The following is a 26,000-nucleotide window of genomic DNA, read 5'->3' as shown; positions in this document are numbered from 1 at the left end:
TGCCGTTCAGGCGCGCTGGAGCAGGCGCCGGCCCGGACGGTGCCCCTCCTCGCCGGTGTCGCGGAAGCCGAGCTTCTGCAGGAGGCCCCAGGACGCGACGTTGCCGGGGCGGCATTCCGCCACGATGATGCGCGCCGGGAATCGTCGGGCGAGAAGCGCGACGATCGCCGAGACCGCCTCGAAGGCGAAGCCGCGCCCACGCGCCGCACCCCCCACCCAGTAGCCGATCTCGATCGCCCCGGAGCCGCGCAGATGCGTGCCCACGACGCCGACGAGGTCAGGCCCGGCCGGGTCCGCGGAGGCCTGAGCGCCGGCCTGCGGCGCCTCCGTGGGGCGCATCCAGGCTCCGAGGAAGCGGTCCTGGCCGCGGGCGCCGCTGCGGATCAGGTCTTCGGCATCGCGCACCGTGAAGGGCGTCGGCAGGAAATCGACCGCCGCGGTGATCGCGGGGTCGTCGGTGAGCCGGCGTAGGTCCGGGGCATCCTCGGGCCGCAGGGCGGCGATCGACAGCCGGGCGGTTTCGAGCCGGGGCAGGTCGGCGAGGCTGTCGCGGGCGGCGCGGATGGTAAACATCGCTTCGATGTGGGGTGGCGCCCGGGCCGGAAAAGGCACGGTCAGGCCCCCGGGTTTCATCCCGCGAAGACTTCGACGACTTGTCGAACGGAGCGCGACGCGCTCACCGATAAGCCGGACGGGAACGGTTGCTTAACCTGAATCCGTCTTCATTGGGGCATCAAGTTGCGTCAGGCAAACGGGTGCGTCGATGCGGGTGCGCGGTACGGGTCGAGGGTTACGGACGCTGTCGCGCGTCGCCCTCATCGGCATCATCGGCGGCGGTGCCGCCGCCTGTTCCTCGGACGCATCGCGCCTGAGCAATCCATTCTCCAACCCCTTCTCGTCGGAGCCTGCCGCCACCGGCAGCCTGCCGGAGGGCGGCCTGAAGCCGGCGCCGGCGATCCGCACTGGCCGGATCCAGTCCGAGGCGCTCGGCGCCCCCGGCGCGGCCCCGCGCCCGGCCGCCACAGCGATCCCGGCCCCGACCCCGGCGGCCGCGCCGGCCACCCGCGTCGCCTCCACCGGCACCCCCGGCTGGAGCGCGCAGGGCGGCACCCAGATCACCGTGTCGAAGAACGACAGCCTGAACCAGATGTCGAACCGCTTCGGCGTGCCCGCCTCGGCGATCCTGTCGGCCAACGGTCTGTCCAATGCCAGCCAGATCACCCCCGGCCGGCAGATCGTGATCCCGGTCTACAACGCCTCCGGGCTGAACCCGGCCGCAGCCCCGATGACCGCGCGTCCGGCCCGGGCCGCCGAGGAGAAGCGCGAGGACGCCCGGCAGGTCGAAGCCAAGGTCGCCTCGAAGCGCGAGGAGGCCAAGGAGGCGGCCAAGCGTGAGGAAGCCAAGCGCGAGGAATCCAAGCGGGCCGCCGCCGAGAAGGAAGCGGACCGCAAGGAGGCGCTCGCCCGGGATACGGCCGCCCGCAAGGCGGCCGAGGAGAAGTCCCGCAAGGAGGCGTCCCCGAAGGAGGCCGACAAGAAGAAGCATGTCCGCCCCGGCCAGGTCGCCAAGGCGGACGAGAAGAAGGCCGATCCGAAGGCGGACGCGAAGGCCAAGGCCGAGGCGAAGGCCCAGGAAGCCAAAGCCGAGGCCAAGGCGGCCGCGAAGGCCGAGGCCACCCAGAAGCTCGCCGAGGCCAAGGCCGCCAAGGAAGCAGCGCAGAAGGCCGCCGCCGCCGAGAAGCCCGAGAAGGTCGCCGCCAAGGAGGCGCCGAAGCCGGTCGCCGCCGCCGCACCGGCCAAGCCCGAGCCCGCCGCCACCGGCTCCGTCGCCGATGCGAGCCCGTCCGAGAGCTTCCGCTGGCCCGCCAAGGGCCGGGTGATCTCGGGCTACGGCACTTCGGGCAACGAGGGCATCAACATCGCGGTGCCGGAAGGCACGCCGGTCAAGGCCGCCGAGGAAGGCACCGTCGCCTATGCCGGCTCGGACGTGAAGGGCTACGGCAAGCTGGTGCTGGTGCGTCACGCCAACGGCTTCGTCTCGGCCTACGCCCATAACGGCGAGATCGACGTGAAGCCCGGCGACAAGGTCAAGCGCGGCCAGACCATCGCCAAGTCCGGCGCCTCGGGCAACGTGACCTCGCCGCAGTTGCACTTCGAGATCCGCAAGGGCGGTTCGCCCGTGGACCCGATGTCCCAGCTCGCCAGCAACTGAGGCGGCGCACTCGAAGCGAAACATGCGGCGGTCCCGGAAGGGGCCGCCGTTTTTCGTTGTCGCCGCCAGCGTCGTGCGATCAGGCCTTGGGCACCTGCAGCGTTCCGTCGGGGCTGTGGTGGTCCACCGCCTCCGGCAGGGTCCTGGCCAGGGTCGGGAACAGCTGGTCGACCGGGATGCCGAGCTTCTGCGCCATCTGGCGGACCTGCTCGTTGCCCAGGACCTTCTGGAGGTCGTCGGCGGTGATCGGTTCGTTGGGGCCGCGGCCCAGCCAGGAATTGACCTGGCTCTCGTAGCCGGAGCGGCGGAGCTGATCGAGCAGCGCATTGAGGCCGCCCGGCAGGACCTGCTGAAGGATACCGGGCAACGCCTTGAGCGCCATCTGCCCCAGCGAACCGCCGAGACTATCGAGCATGCTCATCTGGTCCTCCTGTCGATCCCGACGCAGGACGATTTTAGGGCGCCGCCCGGCTTGGCCGAGGGCCGGTACAGACAAAAAAATCAGCGGATCTGGGTGCTGAAGTTCGGCTGCGGCTTAAGGCGGCCGTCCTCGCTCTGGGCCGCGACCGCCGCGGGGAGGAACTCGGCCAGCGCCGTCGCCACCCGCCCGGCCGGCAGGTTGAGGTCGTAGGCGAGCCGGTCGGTGACCGCGTCCGGCAGGCATTGCGCGATGGCCGAGGCCGGCACAGGCCTGTTCTCGCCCGACGCGATCCAGGAGTCGACGGCGTCGCCGTGGCCGGTCTCGCGCAGGCGGTCCAGGAAGGCGACGAGGCCCCCGGGATAGAACTTGGCCAGCGCCAAGGCGAGCTTGCCGCTGCCGGTGCGCACCACCGCCCGGTCGGCCGCCGCGACCACGTCGTCGAGCATGGTCTTCACACCGTCGAGCAGGCCCATCGCGTCGTGTCTCCCGAGTTCAGCATCGCGCCGAAGGTCGGGCGCGGCCGGCTGCCGACAAGAGCGGATGCGGCAATTGCGCGGGAAATCCGTTAGAGTGCATGACGCATCGAAGGAGCGATCCGTGAAGCGCGTGCTGGCCGGTGTTCTGGACGTCGCCTACCGGGAGGTCGGCCCGCATGACGGGAAGCCGGCCGTGCTGCTCCACGGCTTCCCCTACGACATCCACGCCTACGACGCAGCGGCCGATCTTCTGGCGGCGAAGGGCGTCCGCTGCCTGATCCCGTATCTGCGGGGCTACGGGCCGACCCGGTTCCGCGACTCCGCCACCCTGCGCTCCGGCGAGCAGGCAGCCCTCGGGGCCGACCTCCTGGCCTTCCTGGACGCGCTGGGGATCGAGCGGGCAGTGCTCGCCGGCTACGATTGGGGCGGCCGCGCGGCCTGCGTGGTGGCGGCGCTCTGGCCGGGACGGGCGGCGGGTCTCGTGAGCTGCGGCGTGGGCTACAACATCCAGAATATCCCGGCCGCCGGCAATCCGGCCGCGCCGGATGTCGAGCACAGGTTGTGGTACCAGTACTACCTCCACGGCGAGCGCGGCCGTGCCGGCTTGGCGGCCAACCGCGCGCAATTCTGCGAATTATTGTGGCGGCTCTGGTCGCCGACCTGGCGATTCTCCGAAGAGACGTTTGCGCGGACCGCCCGATCCTTCGAAGCGAACCCGGACTTCGTCGACGTGGTGGTCCATTCCTACCGCCACCGCTTCGGCCTGGTCCCCGGCGACCCGGCGCTCATCGAGATCGAGGCCCAGCTGGCGGCCCAGCCCGAGATCGCCGTGCCGACGGTGGTCCTGCTCGGGGCCGATGACGGGGTCGGACCGCCGCCGGCCACCGACACCGACGCGGAGCGCTTCACCGGGCCCTACCGGCGCGCCATCGTCGCGGGGGTCGGCCACAACTTTCCCCAGGAGGCGCCGGACGCCTTCGCGAAGGCGGTTCTCGAGCTGCTGTGACCGCCTGAGCGCGGGGCGTTGCTTTCGGGAAGCCCGTGGCTATAGTCCGCGCGCTTTTCGACAGGTCTGCGGACGCCGCAATCGGCGGCAGGCCTGCGTGCCAATCGCAGGAGACGCTCGTTGATCACCCCCGCCTTCGCGCAAGGGGCCGCTTCGGCCGCTGGCGGAGCGGAGATCGCCTTTCAGGTGATCCCGTTCGTCCTGATCTTCGTGATCATGTACTTCCTGATCCTGCGACCGCAGCAGAAACGGGTCAAGGACCACCAGGCGCTGATCAAGGCGGTGCGCCGGGACGACACGGTCGTCACCAATGGCGGCCTCGTCGGGCGCGTGACGAAGGCCGTGGACGACCAGGCCGAGATCGAGGTCGAGATCGCCCCGAACGTCCGCGTCCGGGTCGTCCGGACGATGATCTCCGAGGTCCGCGCCAAGGGCGGGCCGGCCAAGGCCGCCTGACACCTCCCATGAAGCGGCCGGCGTAACCTGCCGGCTTGAAAGAGAAAACACCGGCCGATGTTGCGCTTCTCCCGTGCGAAGATCATCACGACCCTCGCCGCGATCCTGATCGGCCTGATGCTCGCGGTGCCGAGCTTCTTCTCGCCCGAGCAGCGCAAGGGCTTCGTGGCGAGCCTGCCGTCCTGGTTCCCGACCTGGATCGTCCCGACCCGGGGCATCGTCCTCGGCCTCGACCTCCAGGGCGGCTCGCAGCTGCTGCTGGAGGTCGATCAGAACGAGCTGATCGCCTCCCAGGCCAAGGCCCTGCGCGACGACGTGCGCCGCACCCTGCAGCAGGAGAATGTCCGCGCCGATGGCGGCATCGGCCTGCTCCAGCGCGGCGTCCAGGTGAAGGTCGCGGACGACGCGGCCCGGGCCAAGGTCCTGCCGAAGCTGCAGGACTTGTCTCTGCCAATCACCACCTCGATCGGCCAGACCGCGGCCCGCACCCTCGACATCACCGAGCAGCCCGGCGGCGTGATCCGCCTGACGCTCACCGATGCCGGCATTACCGACCGCACCCGCCGGGCGGTCAGCCAGGGCATCGAGGTCATCCGCCGCCGGCTGGATTCCACCGGCACCACTGAGCCCTCGATCCAGCAGCAGGGCGCCGACCGGATCCTGATCCAGGTGCCGGGCGAGCAGAACCCGGAGCGGCTGGAAAAGCTGCTCGGCTCCACCGCCAAGCTCGAGTTCCGCATGCTCGCCGACAGCCCCTCGGGCGACGTCGACATGCTGCCCTCCAAGGACGAGAAGGGCGCCAAGGTCCCGGTGGAGCGCCGGGTCATGGCGGATGGCGGCGAGCTCACCGACGCCCAGCCGGCCTTCGACCAGCAGTCGCATGAGCCGATGGTTAGCTTCAAATTCAACCTGCGCGGCGCGCAGCGCTTCGGCCAGGCGACCTCGGAGAATGTCGGCCGGCGCATGGCGATCGTGCTCGACAACGAGGTGGTCTCGGCTCCCGTGATCCGCTCGGCGATCACCGGCGGCTCGGGCCAGATCACCGGCAACTTCACGGTTCAGCAGGCCAACGACCTGTCGGTCCTGCTCCGGGCCGGCGCCCTGCCGGCGAAGTTCACCGTGGTCGAGCGCCGCGTCGTCGGCCCCGGCCTCGGCCGGGACTCGATCCAGGCCGGCAAGCTCGCGACCCTGGTGGCGGCGGGCCTGGTGGTCTGCTTCATGTTCGCCACCTACGGGACCTTCGGCTTCATCGCCAACATCGCCCTGATGGTCCATGTCGGGCTGATCCTGGGCCTGATGTCGGTGCTCGAAGCCACCATGACCCTGCCGGGCATCGCCGGCATCGTGCTCACCATCGGCACGGCGGTGGATTCCAACGTGCTGATCTACGAGCGCATGCGCGAGGAGAGCCATGCCGGCCGCTCGCTGATCTCCGCGCTCCAGGCCGGCTTCGACCGCGCCTTCGCGACGATCATCGACTCGAACTCGACCATGGCGATCGCCGCGCTGATCCTGTTCTTCCTCGGCTCCGGGCCGGTGAAGGGGTTTGCCGTGGTGTTCATCCTCGGCATCCTGACCACGGTCATCACCGCCGTGACGCTGACCCGGATGATGATCGCGGTGTGGTATAAGACGTTCAGGCCAAAGGCCCTGCCGTTCTGAATGAACTTCCTTTCGGGAGATGCATCGCCGCCGGTGTGATCCGCCGCTCCAAACCCCGAACCTCATCCTGAGGTGCCCGCGCCAGCGGGCCTCGAAGGAGGGATCCAGGGACCGCGCGCAGCCTGGAGGCCTCCTTCGAGGCTTGCGCGGGGCGCAAGCACCTCAGGATGAGGTCGCGGGTGGGACGGGATCGTGCCGGTGCTGACATCTTCCACACGTTAGGTCCGAAAAAAATGCGCCTGCTCCGCCTCTGGCCCGATGAATCGCATTTCGACTTCATGCGCTTCCGGCGGCTGACCTTTCCGCTCTCGGCGGTTCTGTCGCTCGCCACCGTGGTGCTGTTCCTCACCATCGGGCTGAACTTCGGCATCGACTTCAAGGGCGGCACCCTGGTCGAGCTGCAGGCCAAGTCCGGCACCGCCGACGTGGCCGCGATCCGGCACACCGCGGTCGGCTTCGGCTTCGGCGAGCCGGAGGTGCAGGAGCTCGGCAACCAGGGCACCGTGCTGGTGCGCCTGCCGCTCCAGCCCGGCGAGCAGGGCCAGACCGCGGTGATGAACAAGGCGCATGCCGCCTTCGACGCCGATTACGACTTCCGCCGCACCGAGACCGTCGGCCCGCGCGTATCGGGCGAGCTGGTCCAGTCCGGCACGCTCGGCGTCGTGCTCTCGGTGGTCGCGGTGCTGCTGTACCTCTGGTTCCGGTTCGAGCGGGAGCTGGCGCTCGGCGCCATCGTCGGCACGCTCCACGACATCGTGCTGACGGTCGGCGTGTTCATCATCACCCGCATCGAGTTCAACATGACCTCGATCGCCGCGATCCTGACCATCGTCGGCTACTCGCTCAACGAGACCGTCGTGGTGTTCGACCGGACCCGCGAGCTGATGCGGCGCTACAAGACCATCCCCACGGTCGACCTGCTGAACCTGTCGATCAACTCGACCATGTCGCGGACCGTGATGACCTCGATCTCGTCGGGCCTGTCGCTGCTGGCGCTGGTCCTGTTCGGCGGCGAGGCGATCAAGGGCTTCGCCATCGTGATGCTCTGCGGCGTCGTGATCTGCACCTACTCGGCGATCTTCGTCTCGACTCCGGTGTTAATCTATCTGGGGCTGATGCTCTCGGGCGCCCGGGCGGCGGCCGAGCGCTCCGGCGTCCCGCAACCCGCCGAGTAATTTTTGACGCGATGGCCGAGCAGGCGAGCCCGAAGACCTTCGAATCCGGCTTCGTGCCGGGGCGCCACATCATCGACACCTACGGCAATGGCGGCTTCCGCTTCGCCGGGATGTCGCATCGCGGCTCGCTCCTGCTCCTGCCCTCGGGGGTGCGCGCCTGGGACGTGACGTCCCCGCAGGCGATCGACCGCACGGCCTTGCGCCCGGTCCAGGCCGAGGCGGCGGGGATCGAGCTGTTGCTGGTCGGCACTGGCCTGGACATCGCGGCCATCGACCCGTCCCTGCGCGGCTGGCTCAAGGATGCCGGCGTCGGCCTCGACGTGATGCAGACGGGGGCGGCGGCCCGCACCTACAACATCCTGGTGGCCGAGAACCGCAAGGTCGCGGCCGCCCTGATCGTGGTCGATTGATGCCGGAGGTCGACGACAAGCCCGCCGAGACCGGCCTGGCCTTCGCGCAGGCCCATTGCGAGCAGCTGGTCCGCGACGGCGACCCCGATCGCTACTACGCGACCCTGTTCGCTCCGGCCGCCGCCCGGCCGCATCTCTTCGCCCTCTACGCCTTCAGCCTGACCATCGCGCGGGTGCGCGAGGCCGCCTCGAACCCGATGGCCGGGGAGATCCGGCTGCAATGGTGGCGCGACGCGCTCCAGGGCGAGGCAAGGGGCGATGTCCGCGCCAACCCGGTGGCGGCGGCCCTCGAAGAGGCGATCCGGGTGAACCGCCTGCTGCGGCAGCCCTTCGTGGACCTGATCGACGCAAGAGTGTTCGACCTCTACGAGGATCCGATGCCCCGGGTGAACGACCTAGAGGGCTATTGCGGCGAGACCGCCTCGGCCCTGTTCCGGCTGGCGAGCCTGGTGATCGGCAACGGCACCGAGCCGGGCGGCGCGGGCGCCGCCGGTCATGCCGGCGTGGCCTACGGCCTCACCGGCCTGCTGCGCGCCTTGCCCTGGCACGCCCGCTCCGGCCAGGTCTACCTGCCGGCCGACGTGCTCGCCCGCTACGGCGTCACCCGGGAGGACATCACTAGCGGCCGCGGCGGCCCCGGCCTGCGCCGGGCCTGCGCCGACCTGCGCGACCTCGCCCGGACCCATCTCAGGGCCTTCGAGGCCGCCCGCCCGGCCATCGCGCCGCTCGCCGGCACGGCCTTCCTGCCGGTGGCCCTGGTCGAGCCCTATCTCGCGACGATGGAGCGGGCGAGCTACGACCCGCTCAACACGCTCACCGACCTGCCGCGCTGGCGCAGGCTGTGGCGGCTGTGGCGCGCTTCGCGGCGGATCGGATGAACACCTTCGGGTTTCCAGATCTCGCCTGCTGTCGAAGGTACCGCACCGTCATTGCGAGCGCAGCGAAGCAACCCAGTGATGCGCTACGTTTTGTGATCGCGCGCTGCCCTGGGTTGCTTCGCTGCGCTCGCAATGACAGCTTGGAACGGGGACGTCACAGCACCCGCGCCAACCCCGGCACCAGCGCCGCGAGGCGGGTCGGTGGGCCGAGCTCCGGGTCGGCCTCGGGAGTCGCCAGGGTCGCGACCCGGCAGCGGCTATCGTGGAGAAGGCCGGTCACCAGACGGCCGCCCGGTTCCAGGGCCGCGCGCCAGTGCGGCGGGATGGAATCGACGCTGCCGTGGACCAGGATCCGGTCGAAGCCGCCATCGGGCAGCTCCGAGGCGAGGCCGTCGGCCTGGACCACGTGGACCTCGGATTGGTCGGCGAGCCGGGCGGCGGCCTCCCGGGCCAGCGTTGCGTAGCGCTCCAGGCTCAGGACCGCGCCGGCCCCGAGCCTCGCCAGCAGCGCCGTGGCGTAGCCGGAGCCGGTGCCGATCTCGAGGACCCGGTGGCCGGGCTCGACCCGCAGGAGCGCCAACATCTGCGCCACCAGTGTCGGCGCGGTCATTGAGGCGCCGCAAGGCAGCGGCAGGGCGATGTCCCGCCGGGCCTGGGCGCGATGGGCGGCCGGGGCGAAGGGCTCCCGCGGGACCTGCTCCATGGCCCGCAGGATCGCGGTGTCCCGCAGGCCTCGGCCTCGGAGCGCCATGACGAAGGCCGCGTTGCCGGCAGCCTCCTCAAGGCTGCCCAGGTCGATCACGCCGCGAAGGCCTGCGCGAAGCGGGTCAGGGTCGGCTCGTCGGTGAGGTCGAGGCGCAGCGGCGTCACCGAGATCCGCTTCTCGGCGATCGCCTTCAGGTCCGAGCCGTGGCCCGGCTCGAACCGGGCCTTGGCGAAGGCCAGCCAGAAATACGGATTGCCGCGCCCGTCCACCCGGGCGTCGATCGACAGCAGCGCCTGATTGCGGAAACCCTGCGCCGCCACCGCGACGCCCTGCACGGCGTCGGGCTCGCAATCCGGAAAGTTGACGTTGACCAGGATGCCGGGCTCGATCCCCGTCTCCAGGATTTTTCGGATCACCTTCGGACCGTGCTCGCGGGCGCAATCCCATTTGAGCGCGCTGCGCCCACCCGCGCCGTAGGCCTGGCTCAGCGCGATCGAGCGGATGCCCAGGATCGTGCCCTCCATGGCGGCCGCGATCGTGCCCGAATAGGTCACGTCCTCCGCGACGTTCTGGCCGCGGTTGACCCCCGACAGGACCAGGTCCGGCCCGTGATCGCCGAGGATGTGGCGCACGCCCAGGATCACGCAATCGGAGGGCGTGCCCTTCACGGCGAAGCGCTGCTCCGAGACCTGCCGCAGGCGCAGCGGGTCGTTCAGCGAGAGCGAGTGCGACACGCCGGACTGGTCGCTCTCCGGCGCCACCACCCAGACGTCGTCGGACAGCTCCCGGGCGATCTCCTCCAGGGTGGCGAGCCCCGGCGCATGGATGCCGTCGTCATTGGTGACTAGGATGCGCATCAGCGGGCCCCTTCGATCCGGTTGAGCCCGCCCATGTAGGGGTGGAGCACCGACGGGATCGTGATGCTCCCGTCCGGGTTCTGGTAGTTCTCCATCACGGCGATCAGCGCGCGGCCGACCGCGACCCCCGAGCCGTTCAGCGTGTGGACATAGGCCGGCTTGCCGTCCTTGCCCCGGTAGCGCGCGTTCATCCGGCGGGCCTGGAACTCACCGCAGACGGAACACGAAGAGATCTCCCGGTGGGTACGCTGGCCCGGCACCCAGACCTCGATGTCGTAGGTCTTTTGGCTCGCAAAACCCATGTCGCCGGTGCAGAGCGTCATTACCCGGTAGGGCAAATCGAGCTTTTTGAGGACAGCTTCCGCGCAGGTGAGCATGCGCTCGTGCTCGTTGGCGGATTCCTCAGGCGTCGTGATTGAGACCAGCTCGACCTTGTTGAACTGGTGCTGGCGCAGCATGCCGCGCGTATCCCGCCCCGCCGCCCCGGCCTCGGCCCGGAAGCAGGGGGTGAGCGCGGTGAAGCGCAGGGGCAGTTCTTCCGCGGACAGAATCGACTCGCGCACGAGGTTCGTCAGCGGCACCTCAGCGGTTGGGACGAGCCAGAAATGCTCGTCGCTGACCGGTGCGGCGTCTGCCGCGGCCTGACCCGCCGGTCCCTGCAGCGACTTGACGTAATCCAGGCCTTTGAAGACGGAGAATTGATCGTCCTCGAACTTCGGCAGCTGCGCTGTGCCGAACATGGCCGCATCCCGCACCAGCACCGGCGGCGCAACTTCGAGATACCCATGCTCCTGCGTGTGCAGGTCGAGCATGAACTGGCCGAGCGCCCGCTCCAGCCGGGCGAGCTGGCCCTTCAGCACGACGAAGCGCGAGCCTGAGAGCTTGGCGGCGGATTCGAAATCCATCAGCCCGGAAGCTTCGCCGAGCTCGAAATGCTCCTTGCCCTCGGTGAGGCGCTCGCGGGTCGCGGCGTGGCTGCGGTAGAGGACGTTGCCGTGCTCGTCGGCGCCGTCCGGCACGTCGGGCTTGGGACGATTCGGGATCGCGGCGAGTTTCTCCGCGAGCGTCTTGTCGGCCTCGGCCTCCGCCGCCTTCAGGGCGGGTTCTGCAGCCTTGAGGGCAGCGACCTCCGCCATCAGGGCGGAGGCGCGGGCCTCGTCCTTGGCCTTCTTGGCGCCGCCGATCTCCTTGGCCAGCGCGTTGCGCCGCTCCTGGTTGGCCTGGGCCGCCGACACGGACGATTTCCGCGCCTCGTCGAGGGCGATCAGCTCGGCCGAGAGCGGCGCGAGGCCCCGGCGGGCGAGGTCGCGGTCGAAGGCGTCCGGGTTGTCCCGGATGGCGCGGATGTCGTGCATCGTGTCGGCTCGGATCGGCGCGCAGGCTCGAGGCGCGCGGCCCCCGCTTTGCCGCATCGCGTCCGGTGGGACAAGCGCGGGACGGCTAGTCCTTCGGCGGCGCGATCTTCAGCTGGTCGATCGCCCAGAGCCAGGTCCCGTCCGGCTGCGCCCGGGCGACCTCCACCGAGAGCGCGCCGTTGGGCAGCCGGGCGAAGGTCAAAGCGAGATCGCCGTTGCGGATGGGCTGCAGCGTCTCGGGAGCTGGGAAGTCGGATTTGCGCCCCAGCAGGCTGGCGTAGAAGGCCCGGATCTCGTTATGCCCGGTGGCGACCACCCGCCCGGCCGCCAGCACCGCCCCCGGCTCATAGAGCGCCACCAGCCCCTCGACGTCGCCGGCATTGGCGCGCTGGTTGAAGAGCTGGGCCAGGGCCCTCGGCTCGCGGGCGGTTTTTTGGGAGTCGTCTGCCATGGGTCACTCCTGTCCGGACAACGATTTTTCTCATCGCGGGATGCGGTGAGTGGAGGCTTGCCGGAGCGGAGGCTTCGGCCGCATCTCTGCAAAAACCCCCGCATGGAACCCTCACCACGCGTCACGCGAGCCGCGTCCCGTCGCCATCCTCCACCGAGACGGAGACCGGGATCCCGGCCTTCACGCTCTCCGAGACCGTGCAGAAGCGCTGGAACTGCTCCAGCACCCGATCGATCCGCGGCATCGCCGCAGCCTGCGCGCCGAGCCGGATGTGCACGTCGATCCCGGTGATCCGTAGCCGGCCCTCCGCATTGCGCGTGACCCGGCAGGCGGCTTCCGCGGCGACGCTCTGCGCGTCCTGCCGGAACTTGCCCAGGGCGAAGACCAGGCTGGCGCAGAGGCAGTTCGCCACCCCGGCGATCAGCATCTGCTCCGGGACCGGGCCGGTGCCGCCGCCCACCGGGGGCGCCTCGTCGGTGAGGAGTTCGGGCAGGGCGGCGCCGAAATCGACCGTGAAGACATAAGCGCCGACCTGGGTGATCCGGATCGTCGGTCCCGCTTCCATCGGCGCCCTCCCGGCCTCGCGAAGCATCCAACGTTCGATACCGGGGCGCGTTCGGCCCCGGGCGGATGCAATCGTCGACCGGGTGATTTCCGCAACCGAACGCCGTAGTACGGTTGCTCCACCGATCCGGCAGCCAACCCCCCGATCCGATGACGAGCCTCGAGACTCTGATGCCGCTCCTGGAGCGGATCGCCACCGCGCTGGAGCGGGCCGCCCCGCCCGCCCCGCCGGCCTTCGACCCGAACGCCGCCGACGCCTTCCTGTGGGGGCCCGAGCGGCGGCTCACCGCGGTGCCGCAAGTGGCCCGGGTGGAGATCGGTCTGCTCACCGGCATCGACCGGGCCCGCGACACCCTGATCGAGAACACGGAGCGCTTCGCCCGTGGCCTGCCGGCCAACAACGCCCTGCTCTGGGGCGCCCGCGGCATGGGCAAGTCCTCGCTGGTCAAGGCGGCCCATGCCGAGATCAACGCCCGCCGGCCGGAGGGCGCGCGGCCGATGAAGCTCGTGGAGATCCACCGGGAGGATATCGAGGCCCTGCCCGACCTGATGGCGCTGCTGCGGCCCGATCCGCATCGCTGGCTGGTCTATTGCGACGACCTGTCCTTCGACGGCGACGACACCTCGTACAAGTCGCTCAAGACCGCGCTGGACGGCGGCATCGAGGGCCGGCCCGGCAACGTGCTGTTCTACGCGACCTCCAACCGCCGGCACCTGCTCGCCCGCGACATGGTGGAGAACGAGCGCTCCACGGCGATCAATCCCGGCGAGGCCGTGGAGGAAAAGGTCTCGCTCTCGGACCGGTTCGGCCTCTGGCTCGGATTCCACAAATGCAGCCAGGACGAGTTCCTGGCGATGATCCGCGCCTATGCCGAGCGCTACGGCCTCGACCTGCCGCCCGAACGCCTGCGCGCCGAGGCGCTGGAATGGGCTACCACCCGCGGCTCCCGTTCCGGCCGCACCGCCTTCCAGTTCATCCAGGATCTCGCCGGGCGGATGGGGAAGGCGCTGGATTGAAGAGTCTTATAAGCGCCTGATCAAACTGAGATATCCCACCCACGCCCTCATCCTGAGGTGCCTGGCGATCGCAGATCGCCGGGCCTCGAAGGAGCCCTCCAGAAGCCTCCTTGATCCCTGAAGGCCTCCTTCGAGGCCTTCGCTGCGCTTCGTCGCCTCAAGATGAGGGGGGATGGGAAGGACGCGTCTGATGACCGCTCAGGATGCGGCGGTGGAGTGGAGTGGCTCAGCCATTGCGGGACGGGGCGGTGATCTGGATGTCCAGCGCTCTTGCGCGGCCCTGGATCCACAGCGCGTCGCCTACCGCCCGCTCGATCCGAACCCGCCCGCACCCCGCCCCGAGCCCGAACCGGGCTCGTCCTCCAGCACGGTCAGGACCGGCCGGGTCACGCGGGTGAAGACCAGCTGCGCGATCCGGTCGCCCGGCTCAATCCGGATTGGACTCGCGGCGTCGCGGTTCCAGGCCGAGACCATCAGGGGGCCTTCGTAATCCGCGTCGATCACGCCGGTGCCGTTGCCGAGCACGAGGCCGTCGCGGTGGCCGCGGCCGGAGCGGGGGAAAATCAGGCCGCACCAGTCGGGGTTGCGGATCAGCACGCTGAAGCCCGCTGGGATCAGGGCCGGAGCGCCCCCCGGTGGCAGGACCAGCGGTTCGTCCAGGCAGGCATGGAGGTCGAGGCCGGCGGCCGCCGCCGAGCCCCAGCGCGGGAATCCCCAGCCGGTCAGGCGCGGGTCGAGGAGGCGCAGGCCGACCTCAGGCAGCGCGCTCACGCGCCGAGCCGCCCGATCGCCTCGGCCAGCGCCAGGATGCGCCGGGCCGCCTCGACATGAAGGCGTTCGACCATGCGCCCGTCGAGCGCAATTACCCCGTGCGCCTGGTTCTCCGGCGCCGCGAAGGCCGCGACCACCCGGCGGGCCTCGGCGATCTCGGCCTCGCCCGGCCCGAAGGCGGCATTGGCCGGCTCGATCTGGCTCGGATGGATCAGCATTTTTCCGTCGAAGCCGAGGTCGCGGCCCTCCCTGCATTCCGCCTCGAATCCCGCCGCGTCGTCGAGGCCGGAAAACACGCCGTCGATCGCCTCGATCTCGTAGGCCCGGGCGGCGGCCAGAACCGTCATCAGCCAGGGGCGCAGGGCCGCCCGCCCCGGGGGGCGGATCCGGGCCGCGGTGACGAGGTCGTTGGGGCCGATCACCAGGGCGGCGAGGCGGCCGTCCACGTCCCGGGCGGCGCCGGCGATCTCGGCGGCATTGACCACCGCCATCGGGGTCTCGATCATCGCCCAGATCCGCGTCGCCAGGGGCGCGCCGAGCCGGCGCAGGCGGGAGCCCACGGCGATCAGCGCGTCGGAGCTGCGCACCTTCGGCACCAGGATCGCGTCGGCGCCGGCCCCGGCCAGCGCCGCGAGGTCGGCCTCGCCGGCTTCGGTCTCGGGCGGGTTGATCCGCACCACCACCTCGCGCGGGCCAAAACCCCGGGCCGCGACCGCGGCCGCCACCGCCGCGCGGGCCTCATCCTTCCGCTCCGGGGCGACGCCGTCCTCCAAGTCGATCAGGATCACGTCGGCGGGGAGGTTCCGCGCCTTTTCGAGGGCGCGGGCATTGGAGCCGGGCATGGCCAGCACGCTGCGGCGGGGACGGATCTCGCTCATCACGCTTCTCCCGGGCCGGCGGGGCGCCCTTCGGATCGCCGATAGCTTTCCGCCGCGTCCCGGGCAAGAACGCATCGCGGGGATGGTCGATCGTGGGGACGGGATGGCGCGCTGGGTCGCGGGACTCGACGGCTGCCGGGGCGCCTGGGCGGGAGCGCTCCTCGACCTCGACGATCCGGAGCGGCACCGCTGCGCCCTGTTTCCTGATGTGGCGGCGCTGCTCGACGCGCCGGAGCAGCCGCTGATCGTCGGCATCGACGTGCCGATCGGCTTGCCGGACCGGATTCTTGGGGGCGGCCGGGTTGCCGACTTGGCCGCCCGGGTTCGGCTCGGGGCCGCGCGATCCTCGGTCTTCCCGATGCCGCCCCGGGCGGCGATCTACGCGCCCGACTACGACGCCGCCAAAGCCGCATCCCGGGCGGCGAGCGAGCCGCCCTTCGCGCCCTCGATCCAGGGCTACAACATCTTCCGCTATGTCCGCGCCGTGGACACGCTGCTGCGGGCGCGGCCGGAGGCATTGGCGCGGGTCCATGAGGTCCACCCGGAGGTGGCGTTCCACGCCCTCAACGGCGGCCGCCCCCTCGGCTTGCCGAAGAAGGGCGCCCGGGCCCGAGAGGGGCTCGCCCTGCGCCGGAGCCTGCTCGAAGCGGCCGGCCTGCCGGCGGCCTTGCTCGACGCCCGGGCCAAGGGCGTGCCGGCCGACGACCATCTCGACGCTTTGGCCGCCCTGGTGGTGGCCTGGGACATCCTAGACGGCCGCGCGGTGCCGCTGCCGGATCCGCCGGAGCGGGACGCCTATGGGCTGCCGGTGGTGATCTGGGCGCCGGCTATTCGAGGGCCATGATCAGTGATTTCACGGTCCGGTGCGGCGCTCAATTCTTGCGGATCGCGCGCGCGACCCGTGTCCGTCCGGACCGTCGCGCTCTAGCTCAGCCCCATGAGCGCGCCGCACCCAATCCCGATCCGCCACGTTGCCCGGGCGATCGTCCTCGATCCACAGGACCGGATCCTGCTGATCGCCTACGCGTCGGTCCACGCCAAGGGGCCGGACGGCGAGCCGCTGCGGTTCTGGTTTATGCCCGGCGGCGGGCTGGAGCCCGGCGAGGACCACGTCACCGCCTGCCGGCGGGAGCTCGGGGAGGAGATCGGCCGCGACGATGTCGCGATCGGCCCGCAGGTCGCCGCCTGCGACGGCCCGTTCCACCTGTTCCGCCAGTCGCGGGACGCCCGCGAACGCTACTTTCTGGTCCGCCTGCCCGACGAAAGGGTCGATACCAGCCAGCTCGCCGAGACCGAGGACAACCCGGTGATCGGCACCCGCTGGTGGCCGCTCGACGAGCTCCGAGCGAGCGGTGAGCGCGTCGAGCCGGCGGGTCTCGCCGACCTCGCGAGCGATCTCGCCGCAGGGACTATTCCGGCCCGGCCGCGCGTTCTGACTTGGCACGATCGCTGATCCCGATCTCGCACCTGCGAAGATCGCAACCTTGAGGAGATGGCATGTTCCCTGAATTCCTGACCGAGGGCTACCGCGCGTTCCTGGCGGACCGGTTCCCCACCGAGCGCCGGCGCTTCGCGCAGCTCGCCCAGAGCCAGGAGCCGCAGATCCTGGTGATCAGCTGCTGCGACAGCCGGGTGGCGCCCGAGGCGATCTTCGATGCCGGGCCGGGCGAGCTGTTCGTGATCCGCAACGTCGCCAACATCGTGCCGATCTTCGAGCCGGACGGCGCCTATCATGGCACCTCGGCGGCCATCGAATTCGCCGTCCAGGCCCTGGAGGTGAAGCACATCGTCGTGCTCGGTCACGCCACCTGCGGCGGCATCAAGGCCTTCGCCAACAAGGCCGCGCCGCTCTCCAGCAGCAACTTCATCGGCAAGTGGGTCTCGCTCGTGGCCCCGGCCGAGGCCAAGGCGGGGGACTCAAGCGCGCCCGACTACCTGACACGGATGGAGCACGCCATGGTCAGCCAGAGCATCGAGAACCTGCTGAGCTTCCCGTTCATCAAGGAGCGGGTCGAGGACGGCCGGCTCAACCTCCACGGCGCCCATTTCGGCGTCGCCAACGGCGTGCTGCTGGTGCGCGATCCGGAGACGGGTGATTTCCACCCGGCGGTGGACAATGCGGGGCGCAAGGTGCTGCCGACCGCGGTGGCCTGCGACTGAGGGGGTGAGCGAGGGCTAGGGGTGCTTGTGCGGCCCCTCTAGCCGGGGGGCTTGGGCTTTCTGGGAAGCTCGACGCTTCGCTCCCCAATATGGGGCCGGCAGGCTCCTTCCTTGCCGAATCCGACGCGGGTCCCCTCTCCCGCACGGGCGAGGGAGCCTGTCGCAGGTTTCACAAGCCGAAGCGCGAAGGAACGGGGCCGGCACGACCGAGTGGGTCTGAGGCCGCTATGGGGCGATGACGGCAGAGACCTTCATCGGTTTCGCGCGCTGATCCGCAGAGGCGCTCGGCTGATCGTCTCGCACCGTCATCACGAGCGCAGCGAAGTGACCCAGGGAGACGCTACGCTTCGTGAGCGCGCGCCGTCCTGGGTTGCTTCGCTGCGCTCGCAATGACACTGGCGTGCGACCGGACATGAAAAAGGCGGCGGGCTCGCGCCCACCGCCCTTCCCGTTGCCGCCCGGCCGAGGCCGGGCGATCCCGAAATTACATCGCACCCGGCAGGCGCTGAGCGTGGTCGTAATGGGCCTGCAGGGCCGGGAGGGCCTGCTGGGCGTAGTTGCGCAGGGCCGGGTTCGGGCCGCCCTGGGCGTAGGCCTGGGTCATGGCGATCGTCATTTGGTGCGCCTGGATCTGCTGGGTCGCGTACAGACGGTCGAAGCGCGGGCCGGCCGGGGTCGCCGACAGCTCGGCGAGCATCGCCTGCTGCTCGGGGCTCGGCGGCACGATTGTCGAGGCGCCGGTGGCCATGTCGCCGCGACCCATGCGGCTGCCGGCCGCCGCGCCGTTGGCAGCACCGGTTCCGGCGCCCTCGAGGCCGCCGACCGGGCCGCCCGCCAGGGTGCCGCCGACGACGCCGGTGGCCGCGCCGACGCCGGCGCCGACAGCGCCGCCCGCCACCGCCAGCGGGGCCGTCACGAGGCCGCCCAGGCCTTCGTCACGGGCCGCCATGTAATTGTTCTCGCCGCCGGCCAGCGCCACGTTGGCGGCGCGGTGGTCACGGATCGTCTCCTGGGCGAAGGACCGCACCTTCGGGTTGCGCGACTTCGACAGCGCGATCTGCGAGGATTGGATCTCGAAGGCATTCGCCTGCATCGACTGCAGGCGGAAATCGTTCGCGCCCTGCGCGAAGGCGGGGGTCGACAGGGCCAGGACGAGCGCGGACGCGGCAGCGTAATTCTTCAGCATGGGGACCTCGAGTACGAGTGAAGACGCGAACCGGCACACTGGGTCGGGGGCGGAAGCCCAGGCCCCTTGACGAGGGCCAAGGTCTCGCAGCCGAAACCGTGCGGCGACAAGGTCGCGAATTGGTTCGACAACGGGGCCATCGCCCTATGGTTCCTGCCGTTTTTTGCTGAACGACCGGGATTGAAGGGACTCTACTGATGCAGACGGCTCCGTGATCCTGATCGAAATCCAGATTCTGCGCGCCGTGGCCGCCCTGATGGTGGTCTGGCATCATGCCCGGCACGAGGCCGGGCTGCTGGCGCTCCACGGCGCGGGGCCGGCTCTCGATCCGGGCACGCTGCTGCCGTGGTGGGGCGGGGTCGACCTGTTCTTCGTGATCTCGGGCTTCGTCATCGTGCATGCGAGCGGCCAGCTGTTCGGGGCGCCGGGCGGGCGCGCCCGCTTCCTGGCGCACCGGATCGCCCGGGTGGTGCCGCTCTACTGGCTGGTGAGCCTGCTCTACCTCGCCCTCGCCCTGGCGCGCCCCGACCTCCTCGGGGATGCCGCGGCCCTGGTGCGGGAGCCCGGCACGATCCTGGCCGGGTTCCTGTTCTGGCCGGCGGCCCGGCCGGACGGCATCGTCCAGCCCCTCTACGGGCTGGGCTGGACCCTCAATTACGAGGCGTTCTTCTACGGGCTGTTCGCCCTCGGGCTCGGCTTCGGCCGGCGTGGCGCCGTGGCCTGGCTCACCATAGCCTTGGTAATGCTGGTCGCGGTGGGCGCGCTGGTGCCCGGGCTGCCGGTGCCGGTCCGGTTCTGGGCGAACCCGATCGTGCTGGAGTTCCTGCTCGGCGCCGGGCTCGCCCTCGCCCACCGGGCGGGCTTTCGGCCGGGCGTTTCACTTCGCCTGGGACTCGCGGTTCCGGGCGTCCTCGGGCTGCTCCTAGCCGCTCGCCTGCTCGTGGGCGATGGCGCCGCCGACGGTTTCCTGCGCCCACTTCTGGTCGGCGTGCCGGCGGCGCTGCTAGTGGCGGCCGCGCTCGGACCGGAACGGAATGCGGCGCAAGCCGCAGCGCTGTCGGCGCCGATGCGCGGGCTCGTGCTCCTGGGAGATGCCTCCTACGCCCTCTACCTCGTGCATCCCTTCGCCCTGCGGCTCGGACGCGAGGCGTTGCTCAGGCTCGGCCTCGCCCCGGCCCTGCATCCCTGGGGCAGCCTCGCCTTCATGGTCGTCGGCAGCGTCGCGGCGGCTCTGCTGGTGCATCGCGGCATCGAGCGGCCCCTGACCCGGTGGGCGCGCGCGCGTCTCGACCCCGGCGCCGCGCAAAACCGTGTGCGCGCCGCGCCCGCACCGGTTCCCCCGGGGCGTCGGGCGGACTAGGGCATCGTCCCGAAAGGTGGCCGCCGGCTTTCGGAAAAAAGACGATGCGAATCAGAAAGCTAGCGCATCGTGCCGGTTCCGGTATTCGGCACGATGCGCTAGCCTCACGCACCGGAGGAGGATGCCGCGATGAAGACCCTGCTCGTTCCCGTCGCGATGCACGACGGCCTGACCTCCGTGTTCGAGACGACGCGGCTCGCCGCGTCCCGCTTCGGCAGCCTGATCGAGGGCGTGTCGCTGCGCCCGGCGCTGGCCGAATACGTGCCGGTCGACATGGTCGGCGGCATGACCTGGCTGCGCGACGAGGAGGCCGACCGGGCCGAGGCCGAGGAGGCCGGCGGACGCTTCGTCGCCTTCATGGATGCGGCCGGCATCCCGCGGCACGCCCGCGACGGGCTCTGCATCCCCGAGAAGGTTTCCGATGCCGGCCCGCGCTATCGCTGGCGGCAGGACGTGCCCACCGGCGACGCGTTCCTCGGCCAATATGCCCGGCTGTTCTCGGCCACCGTGGTCGGCCGCCCCGGGACCACGGACAACGCCCCGCGCATGACCACCTTCGAGACCGCCCTGTTCGAGGGCGGCCGCCCGATCCTGCTGGCGCCCCCGGTCGCCCCCACGACGCTGGGCGACGCGATCCTGGTGGCCTGGAACGGCTCCACCGAGACCGCCCGGGCGGTGGCCTTCGCCATGCCGTTCCTGCGCCGGGCCGAGCGGGTGCTGGTGCTCAGCGTCGAGGGCGGCATGGTGCCGGGACCGAGCGCCCAGGACCTCGCTCAGGCCCTGGCCTGCGAGGGCGTGGCGGCCTCGCACCGCGCCCTCCCGGCCGGACGTCGCGCCCCGGGCGAGACTTTTTTAGCGGAGGCTAAGGCGTTCGGCTGCGACCTGCTGATCAAGGGCGCTTACACCCAGAGCCGCCTGCGCCAGATGATTTTTGGCGGGGTCACCAGCCACGTCCTGGCCCATGCCGACATGCCGGTGCTGCTGGCGCATTGACCGGACCGGGAACCGTCGCGCGCCCCTGGCGTTCGGCCTCCGCAGCTGGGTCGTTGATTTGGCGCGCTCACCTGCGCCGAACCGGCATCCGCTTCGGCGGCGAGCGCTCATAGGATCCCCGTGACGACAGGTTTGACCCGCTTCCTCCTCGCCGTCCTGTTGATGGTGGCTGCCGCGACCGCTGTGCGGGCGCAGCCGACCACCGCCCGGTTCCGCGGCATCGTGGAATGGGCCGAGGCCGACCGGATCCAGATCCGCCGCCCCGGCGGCAGCACCCTGACCCTGCGGATGAACCCGCGCACCCGCGTCTTCGCGGTGACCGAGGCGGCCCTGCGCAACATCAAGCCCGAGAGCTACGTCAGCGTACTGGCGACCCGCGGTTCCGAGCCGGTGCGAGCCAAGGCGGTGACCCTGTATTCCCCCTCCGAGCGCGGCTTCGAGGCCGGGACCCAGCCCTGGGATACCGATCCGGGCGCGACCCTGACGGCGGGCTGGGTCGCCGACCTGAAGGGTGGCCGCCCGCTCCGGCTGACCCTGGGCTATGGCGGCGGCCAGGCCAGCTTCGAGATTCCGGCCGGGACCCCGGTCACCGCGATCGCCCCCGGCGAAAAAGCCCTGCTCGAACCCGGCGCGGCCGTCACCCTGTTCACCCAATCCGGGCCGGACGGCGCCCTCTCGGTCGGTACGATCGCAGTGGGCCGCCAAGGCGCCGTGCCGTCCTTCTAGAGCATCGTCCCGAAAGGTGGTCGCCGGCTTTCGGAGAGAGACGATGCGTTAGCAGGCCCGAGCCGGACCGGTGTTGCGGCATCGCTCCGCGCATCGGGGAGGCGCGCCGCGGCGCAAGCTGCGCTACATCGTGTGTCCATGACCGAGTCTGCCTTCGCCCTCGATCCGCGCCTGGACGCCGACACCGTCGAGGTGGGCGATCTCGCCCTGTGCCGCGTGCTGCTGATGGACGATGCCCGGTTCCCCTGGCTGATCCTGGTGCCGCGCCGCCCGGGGGCTTCCGAGATCACGGACCTGTCCGAGGCCGACGCCGCGGATCTCTGGCGGGAGATCCGCATCGCCACCGGGGTGATGCAGGCGCTGTCGAAGCCCGACAAGGTCAATGTCGGGGCGCTCGGCAACGTGGTTGCGCAGCTCCATGTCCACGTGATCGGCCGCTTCCGCTCCGACCCGGCCTGGCCGGGGCCAGTCTGGGGCTTCGAGACCCGAAAGCCCTACCCGTTCCACGCCCGCGCCCAGCTGATCGAGCGCGCCGGTGCCCTGTTCTCCGCGGCCTGACCCCTCCATGACCGATCCCCGCGATACCCTCGGCTTCGTCCGCAACCGCCTCGACCGGCACTCGGCCGAGCAGCCGGAGGAGGCGGTGCCGGCCTTCGACGCGCCGGATACGCGCCTTGTCCTGATCTGCGGCGACCGGATCGTGCTGCGGGGGGCGACCGCGCTGATCACACCCGCGGATGCGCCCGACCTATCCGGGACGCGGATTTTTTTGGGCCACCGGGATGGGCGGCCGGTCTTCGCCGCGTCCGCACCAGCCGAGGCCGCGGAAGGTTTCGCCGAGGGCGAGACCCGCACCCTCGACCTGCGCGCCATCGCCACCGAATCCGCCGTGGAGGCCGATGAGCTGGGCCTGCTGGCGGTGGCCAAGTCGATGCTCGACTGGCACGCGCGCCACGGCTTCTGCGCCAATTGCGGCACCGCCACCGTCCCGAAGGCCGGCGGCTTCCGGCGGGAATGCCCGGCCTGCAACGCCCATCATTTCCCCCGGGTCGATCCGGTGGTGATCATGCTGGTGCGCCGGGGCGAGACCTGCCTGCTCGGCCGGGGCCCGCATTTCCGGCCCCACATGTATTCCTGCCTCGCCGGCTTCCTGGAGCCCGGCGAGACCATCGAGGACGCAGTGCGCCGGGAGGTCTTCGAGGAGACCCGGATCCGGGTCGGCGCGGTCACCTACCGGACCTCGCAGCCCTGGCCGTTCCCGTCCTCGCTGATGCTGGGCTGCGCCGCCGAGGCCCTCGACGGCGACATCGTCACCGACCCCACCGAGCTGGAGGATGCCCGCTGGTTTGACCGCGCGGATGTCGCCGCCATGCTGGCCGGCACCCATCCCGAGGGCATCCAGGCCCCGCCGCCCATGGCGATCGCCAACTACCTGATGCGGGCGTTCGTGGCCGGCGAGACCTGACGCGTCCGCTCTCTAGCCCTTCCCGCCCGTCTGCCGGCTGGGGTCGTCGGCGGGGTTGATGTAGTTCAGCCCGAACGGTCCGGAGCCGTTGACCTGCAGCTCGACGGGCTCGTCGGTGGTCCACAGGGAATGGGGCATGTCCTCCGGCAGGAAGACGAAGCCGCCGGCCTTCAGTGCCGCGCCCTTGGACTTGTCGAGCGTCTCCCCGTGCTCGTGGTAGATCGAGCCGGACAGGATCGTCAGCGTCTCCGCCTTGGAATGCGTGTGCGGCGCGATCACGGTGTTGGCCGGGAACTTCAGCCGCAGCACGAAAGGCCCGGGCTTGGCCGGGTCCCCGGCGACCTGGCTGATCTGCGTGCCCTTCGGCAGGTTCGCCGGCCCCGGCCCGTAGACCACCGACGCCCCGTCGGGCTTCACCACCATCCCGGGCGCGTCGTGATCCGCCGCCAGGGCCGGACCGGCCGCGACGAGCATGGCCGCGACACCGAGCCAAGAACGTATTGTCATGAAGCGCCTCCCAGATCCCGCGGGCGTCTTTCGCCCCCGCAAGCCTTTTTTTGGCGCTAACTTGACGGTTTCCCAGGCGCGGGCGCTGGCGCAGATCGTCGCGGGTTGTAGGGACACCGTTTCAGCGGGGCAGCCTGCTTCAGCGGGGCAGCCTGCAAGCTGGTTCGGCTGCGGTTATCGTTTTTGCGCTGTTCGGTAGACCTCATCCCGGTTGCGCTTGCCGACAGCGACCACGGTTACCGTGATCGCTGCATCGCTGACCCGATAGACCAAACGATAGCCGGAGGCGCGCAACTTGATCTTGTAGCAATCCTTCAAGTCCGCGCCATGAAGCCGGTCCGTAGGGACATGCGGTGTCTCCAACCGCTCAGCGAGCTTGGCCTTGAACTGCTGGCGGATGGTGTCGCCGAGCTTGCGCCATTCCTTCAGGGCAGAGGGAAGGAATTGTAGCTCATAGCTCATCCAGGGCGACCTTCACCGGCACCTCGCCGGATCGCGCCCGGATCAGGGTGGCCAGTTCGGCGTCGTCGATCAACTCCATCATCGCCTCGTAGGCGGCCGGGGAGACCATGTAGGCCATAACCCGGTTGTGGTTGAGGATCGCAACAGTCTCGCCTTGCGCCTCGCTCAATACGTTGGCGGGGCTCCTCTTCAGATCCGACACGCTTACGGCCACGTTTGCCAGCACGGCCTGCATCTCAAGCTCCGAAGGGGTTCGTTTTGCCTGCGAAATTCAATACCGGATTCGGTACTGAATTTCGACTCGCCGGCGCGATCCCTGTGCCTCAGATCGCCACCCGTGTCGGCGCGGCCTCGGCCGGCACCGCGGCCCGCAGCTCCGAGAACGCCTCGCCCACCATCAGCAGCGCCGGCCCGTCGAGGCCGGCGGCCTCGACCCGGTCGGCGAGGTCGGCGGCGGTGCCGCGCAGCGAGGCCTGGTTCGGGCGGCTGACGTTGAAGACCAGCAGAGCCGGGGTCGAGGGCGCCAGCCCCTCCTCCACCGCCCGGGCAAGCAGCGCCCGCAGCGTGCGCTTGGGCATGTAGACCACCGTGGTCACGCTCGGATCGGCGAGCGCACCCCAGTTCAAGTCGTCCGGCAGAGCGCCGCGGCGGTCGTGGCCGGTGACGAATTGCAGGCGGCGGGCGGCGTCGCGATGGGTCAGCGATAGGCCCAGCGCCGCCGCCGCCCCCTGCGCCGCCGAGATGCCCGGCACCACGGTCACGGGGATGCTCGCGGCCCGGCACGCCTCGATCTCCTCGCCGGCCCGGCCGAAGACCAGCGGGTCGCCGGATTTCAGCCGCACCACCTGCTTGCCGGTGCGGGCGAGCTGCACCATCAGGGCGTTGATGTCGTCCTGCCGGCAGGACGGGCCGTGGCCGGTCTTGCCCACCAGCATGGTCCGCGCCTCGCGGCGGGCATAGTCTAGGATCTCGGGGGCGACGAGGTCGTCGTACAGGATCACGTCGGCGTTGCGCAGCGCCCGCAGGGCCTTGAGGGTCAGGAGTTCCGCGTCGCCGGGGCCCGCCCCAACCAGGGTCACCGCGCCGCCCTTCGGCGCCGCCTCGGTCTCGCCGAGCAATTCGGCGAGGTCCTGCTGCGTCGGCGCTCGGTCGGGCTCCGCGAAGGCGCGGTCGGTGAAGCGCTCCCAGAAGCTGCGCCGCTCACTGAACCCATGGAACCGGGCGGTGACGCCGTCCCGCCAGTCGCGGGCGGCCCCGACCCAGCGGGCGAACCCCCGGGGCAGCATCGCCTCGATCCGCGCGCGCACGGTCTGGCCGAAGACCGGGGCGGCGCCCTCCGTGGAGATGCCAACCACCAGCGGTGACCGGTTGACGATGGCGCCGAACTTCACGTCGCAGAGATGCGGCCGGTCGACCGCGTTGACGATGGCGCCGGCGCTCCGAGCCGCGACCACGAAGGCGACGCACTCGGCCTCGTCCTCCAAAGCGCCGATGCAAAAGGCCGCGCCCCAGAGGTCGTCCGGCGTCCAGGCACGCTCGTGCAGCGTGACGCTCCCGTCGACGATCTCGCCCGGCACCGCGCGCAGCTCGTCGCTGGGCTCGGGCGCGTAGACGTCGACATGCGCGCCGGCCGCGGCCAGGACCTTCACCTTCCACGGCGCCCCGCCGGAGGAACCGGCGAGCACCACCCGCTTGCCGCGCAGGGGCACGAACACCGGCAGCACCGCCAGCGGCTCGAGGCCGGCGGATTGGGTCTCGCGGGGGGCGCGGGCTGCGCGCAGGGGGACGGGGGTATCGGTCACGGGTCTGTCCTGAGCCTACATCGTGCCGGTCATCCCGCCAGACA

Annotated in this window: 31 protein-coding genes; 16 read left to right on the top strand and 15 right to left on the bottom strand. The window is 70.6% G+C overall.

The genetic code is table 11. The features are described 5' to 3' along the window. Positions 1–6: 6 nt before the first annotated feature. Positions 7–573 (bottom strand): GNAT family N-acetyltransferase, encoded by a 567-nt coding sequence (locus tag BM228_RS08560; protein ID WP_092039148.1) that lies wholly within the window; start codon positions 571–573, stop codon positions 7–9. 190 nt (positions 574–763) lie between these two features. On the opposite strand from BM228_RS08560, the gene BM228_RS08555 reads away from it, so the two are divergent. Next, a complete protein-coding gene (locus BM228_RS08555) occupies positions 764–2,212 on the top strand; it encodes a peptidoglycan DD-metalloendopeptidase family protein (RefSeq protein WP_092038999.1) in 1,449 nt (482 codons plus the stop codon). A 79-nt stretch (positions 2,213–2,291) separates the two neighbouring features. On the opposite strand, the gene BM228_RS08550 is transcribed toward BM228_RS08555, so the two are convergent. Then, on the bottom strand, positions 2,292–2,633 hold the full coding sequence (locus tag BM228_RS08550; RefSeq protein WP_092038997.1) for a YidB family protein: 342 nt from the start codon (positions 2,631–2,633) through the stop codon (positions 2,292–2,294). 80 nt (positions 2,634–2,713) lie between these two features. Further along, positions 2,714–3,106, bottom strand: a complete 393-nt coding sequence (locus BM228_RS08545) for a YidB family protein (RefSeq protein WP_092038995.1) — start codon at positions 3,104–3,106, stop codon at positions 2,714–2,716. A 124-nt stretch (positions 3,107–3,230) separates the two neighbouring features. Between BM228_RS08545 and BM228_RS08540 the strand changes: the two genes are divergently transcribed. The 6 genes from BM228_RS08540 to BM228_RS08515 all read left to right on the top strand — a co-directional run bounded on the left by BM228_RS08540 (position 3,231) and on the right by BM228_RS08515 (position 8,696). Beyond that, positions 3,231–4,115, top strand: a complete 885-nt coding sequence (locus BM228_RS08540; protein WP_092038993.1) for an alpha/beta fold hydrolase — start codon at positions 3,231–3,233, stop codon at positions 4,113–4,115. 120 nt (positions 4,116–4,235) lie between these two features. After that, a complete protein-coding gene (gene yajC, locus BM228_RS08535; protein WP_092038991.1) occupies positions 4,236–4,571 on the top strand; it encodes a preprotein translocase subunit YajC in 336 nt (111 codons plus the stop codon). Positions 4,572–4,628: 57 nt separating this feature from the next. Beyond that, on the top strand, positions 4,629–6,233 hold the full coding sequence (gene secD / locus BM228_RS08530; protein WP_092038989.1) for a protein translocase subunit SecD: 1,605 nt from the start codon (positions 4,629–4,631) through the stop codon (positions 6,231–6,233). A 233-nt stretch (positions 6,234–6,466) separates the two neighbouring features. Next, positions 6,467–7,408, top strand: coding sequence for a protein translocase subunit SecF (gene secF / locus BM228_RS08525; protein ID WP_091863710.1), 942 nt, complete (start codon positions 6,467–6,469; stop codon positions 7,406–7,408). Between the two features lie 11 nt (positions 7,409–7,419). Beyond that, positions 7,420–7,818, top strand: coding sequence for an Mth938-like domain-containing protein (locus tag BM228_RS08520; RefSeq protein WP_092038988.1), 399 nt, complete (start codon positions 7,420–7,422; stop codon positions 7,816–7,818). Then, positions 7,818–8,696 carry a phytoene/squalene synthase family protein gene (locus tag BM228_RS08515; RefSeq protein WP_092038986.1) on the top strand — a complete coding sequence of 293 codons (879 nt, stop codon included), beginning with the start codon at positions 7,818–7,820 and terminating at the stop codon, positions 8,694–8,696. Before BM228_RS08520 ends, BM228_RS08515 begins: the two co-directional genes overlap by 1 nt. A gap of 154 nt (positions 8,697–8,850) precedes the next feature. Here BM228_RS08515 and BM228_RS08510 read toward each other — a convergent pair whose 3' ends face one another. From BM228_RS08510 to BM228_RS08490, 5 genes are all read right to left on the bottom strand, one after another. Continuing rightward, positions 8,851–9,498 carry a protein-L-isoaspartate O-methyltransferase family protein gene (locus tag BM228_RS08510; RefSeq protein WP_092038984.1) on the bottom strand — a complete coding sequence of 216 codons (648 nt, stop codon included), beginning with the start codon at positions 9,496–9,498 and terminating at the stop codon, positions 8,851–8,853. Next, positions 9,495–10,259: a 5'/3'-nucleotidase SurE gene (gene surE / locus BM228_RS08505; RefSeq protein WP_092038982.1), complete on the bottom strand. Its 765-nt coding sequence runs from the start codon at positions 10,257–10,259 to the stop codon at positions 9,495–9,497. Before surE ends, BM228_RS08510 begins: the two co-directional genes overlap by 4 nt. After that, positions 10,259–11,614: a serine--tRNA ligase gene (gene serS, locus BM228_RS08500; RefSeq protein WP_092038980.1), complete on the bottom strand. Its 1,356-nt coding sequence runs from the start codon at positions 11,612–11,614 to the stop codon at positions 10,259–10,261. Before serS ends, surE begins: the two co-directional genes overlap by 1 nt. An 85-nt stretch (positions 11,615–11,699) precedes the next feature. Next, positions 11,700–12,065 (bottom strand): YybH family protein, encoded by a 366-nt coding sequence (locus tag BM228_RS08495; protein WP_092038978.1) that lies wholly within the window; start codon positions 12,063–12,065, stop codon positions 11,700–11,702. Positions 12,066–12,186: 121 nt separating this feature from the next. Continuing rightward, the gene (locus BM228_RS08490) at positions 12,187–12,630 is read right to left on the bottom strand and encodes an OsmC family protein (protein WP_092038976.1); all 444 of its coding nucleotides are present in this window, start codon (positions 12,628–12,630) and stop codon (positions 12,187–12,189) included. A 149-nt stretch (positions 12,631–12,779) separates the two neighbouring features. On the opposite strand from BM228_RS08490, the gene BM228_RS08485 reads away from it, so the two are divergent. Continuing rightward, complete coding sequence (locus tag BM228_RS08485; RefSeq protein WP_092038974.1) at positions 12,780–13,646, top strand: ATP-binding protein; 867 nt, start codon at positions 12,780–12,782, stop codon at positions 13,644–13,646. A 300-nt stretch (positions 13,647–13,946) separates the two neighbouring features. Here the strand turns inward: BM228_RS08485 and dut are convergent, their stop codons facing one another. Together dut and BM228_RS08475 are read right to left on the bottom strand one after the other, a co-directional pair. Then, on the bottom strand, positions 13,947–14,417 hold the full coding sequence (gene dut, locus BM228_RS08480) for a dUTP diphosphatase (RefSeq protein ID WP_092038971.1): 471 nt from the start codon (positions 14,415–14,417) through the stop codon (positions 13,947–13,949). Continuing rightward, positions 14,414–15,295: an HpcH/HpaI aldolase/citrate lyase family protein gene (locus tag BM228_RS08475; RefSeq protein WP_092038970.1), complete on the bottom strand. Its 882-nt coding sequence runs from the start codon at positions 15,293–15,295 to the stop codon at positions 14,414–14,416. The genes dut and BM228_RS08475 overlap by 4 nt, the downstream gene beginning before the upstream one ends. Before the next feature lie 103 nt (positions 15,296–15,398). Between BM228_RS08475 and BM228_RS08470 the strand changes: the two genes are divergently transcribed. From BM228_RS08470 to BM228_RS08460, 3 genes are all read left to right on the top strand, one after another. Beyond that, positions 15,399–16,139, top strand: coding sequence for a DUF429 domain-containing protein (locus BM228_RS08470; RefSeq protein ID WP_092038968.1), 741 nt, complete (start codon positions 15,399–15,401; stop codon positions 16,137–16,139). Positions 16,140–16,232: 93 nt separating this feature from the next. Then, the gene (locus tag BM228_RS08465; RefSeq protein WP_092038967.1) at positions 16,233–16,748 is read left to right on the top strand and encodes an NUDIX hydrolase; all 516 of its coding nucleotides are present in this window, start codon (positions 16,233–16,235) and stop codon (positions 16,746–16,748) included. Between the two features lie 44 nt (positions 16,749–16,792). Continuing rightward, on the top strand, positions 16,793–17,455 hold the full coding sequence (locus BM228_RS08460) for a carbonic anhydrase (protein ID WP_092038965.1): 663 nt from the start codon (positions 16,793–16,795) through the stop codon (positions 17,453–17,455). Between the two features lie 484 nt (positions 17,456–17,939). Here BM228_RS08460 and BM228_RS08455 read toward each other — a convergent pair whose 3' ends face one another. Then, positions 17,940–18,641 carry a DUF4142 domain-containing protein gene (locus tag BM228_RS08455; protein ID WP_092038963.1) on the bottom strand — a complete coding sequence of 234 codons (702 nt, stop codon included), beginning with the start codon at positions 18,639–18,641 and terminating at the stop codon, positions 17,940–17,942. A gap of 211 nt (positions 18,642–18,852) precedes the next feature. Between BM228_RS08455 and BM228_RS08450 the strand changes: the two genes are divergently transcribed. The 5 genes from BM228_RS08450 to nudC all read left to right on the top strand — a co-directional run bounded on the left by BM228_RS08450 (position 18,853) and on the right by nudC (position 23,185). Beyond that, positions 18,853–20,001, top strand: coding sequence for an acyltransferase family protein (locus BM228_RS08450; RefSeq protein ID WP_208612003.1), 1,149 nt, complete (start codon positions 18,853–18,855; stop codon positions 19,999–20,001). A gap of 129 nt (positions 20,002–20,130) precedes the next feature. Next, entirely contained in the window at positions 20,131–20,994 is an 864-nt protein-coding gene (locus BM228_RS08445) for a universal stress protein (RefSeq protein WP_092038961.1), read from the top strand. A 120-nt stretch (positions 20,995–21,114) separates the two neighbouring features. Next, positions 21,115–21,720, top strand: coding sequence for a hypothetical protein (locus BM228_RS08440; RefSeq protein ID WP_092038959.1), 606 nt, complete (start codon positions 21,115–21,117; stop codon positions 21,718–21,720). Positions 21,721–21,858: 138 nt separating this feature from the next. After that, the gene (locus tag BM228_RS08435) at positions 21,859–22,278 is read left to right on the top strand and encodes an HIT domain-containing protein (RefSeq protein WP_092039144.1); all 420 of its coding nucleotides are present in this window, start codon (positions 21,859–21,861) and stop codon (positions 22,276–22,278) included. Positions 22,279–22,285: 7 nt separating this feature from the next. After that, the gene (nudC, locus tag BM228_RS08430; RefSeq protein WP_092038957.1) at positions 22,286–23,185 is read left to right on the top strand and encodes an NAD(+) diphosphatase; all 900 of its coding nucleotides are present in this window, start codon (positions 22,286–22,288) and stop codon (positions 23,183–23,185) included. Positions 23,186–23,197: 12 nt separating this feature from the next. Here the strand turns inward: nudC and BM228_RS08425 are convergent, their stop codons facing one another. The 4 genes from BM228_RS08425 to cysG form a co-directional block, all read right to left on the bottom strand. Further along, positions 23,198–23,692 carry a cupin domain-containing protein gene (locus BM228_RS08425; protein WP_092038955.1) on the bottom strand — a complete coding sequence of 165 codons (495 nt, stop codon included), beginning with the start codon at positions 23,690–23,692 and terminating at the stop codon, positions 23,198–23,200. Between the two features lie 174 nt (positions 23,693–23,866). After that, positions 23,867–24,154, bottom strand: coding sequence for a type II toxin-antitoxin system RelE family toxin (locus tag BM228_RS08420; RefSeq protein ID WP_092038953.1), 288 nt, complete (start codon positions 24,152–24,154; stop codon positions 23,867–23,869). After that, the gene (locus tag BM228_RS08415; protein ID WP_092038951.1) at positions 24,144–24,389 is read right to left on the bottom strand and encodes a type II toxin-antitoxin system Phd/YefM family antitoxin; all 246 of its coding nucleotides are present in this window, start codon (positions 24,387–24,389) and stop codon (positions 24,144–24,146) included. Before BM228_RS08415 ends, BM228_RS08420 begins: the two co-directional genes overlap by 11 nt. An 88-nt stretch (positions 24,390–24,477) precedes the next feature. Continuing rightward, positions 24,478–25,935: a siroheme synthase CysG gene (gene cysG / locus BM228_RS08410; protein WP_092039142.1), complete on the bottom strand. Its 1,458-nt coding sequence runs from the start codon at positions 25,933–25,935 to the stop codon at positions 24,478–24,480. Positions 25,936–26,000 lie beyond the last annotated feature (65 nt).

The organism is Methylobacterium pseudosasicola, from assembly GCF_900114535.1.
In the GTDB taxonomy this organism is placed as follows: domain Bacteria; phylum Pseudomonadota; class Alphaproteobacteria; order Rhizobiales; family Beijerinckiaceae; genus Methylobacterium; species Methylobacterium pseudosasicola.
The sequence above is the reverse complement of the archived record's forward strand: the minus strand, read 5'-3'. Positions and strand labels throughout refer to the sequence as shown.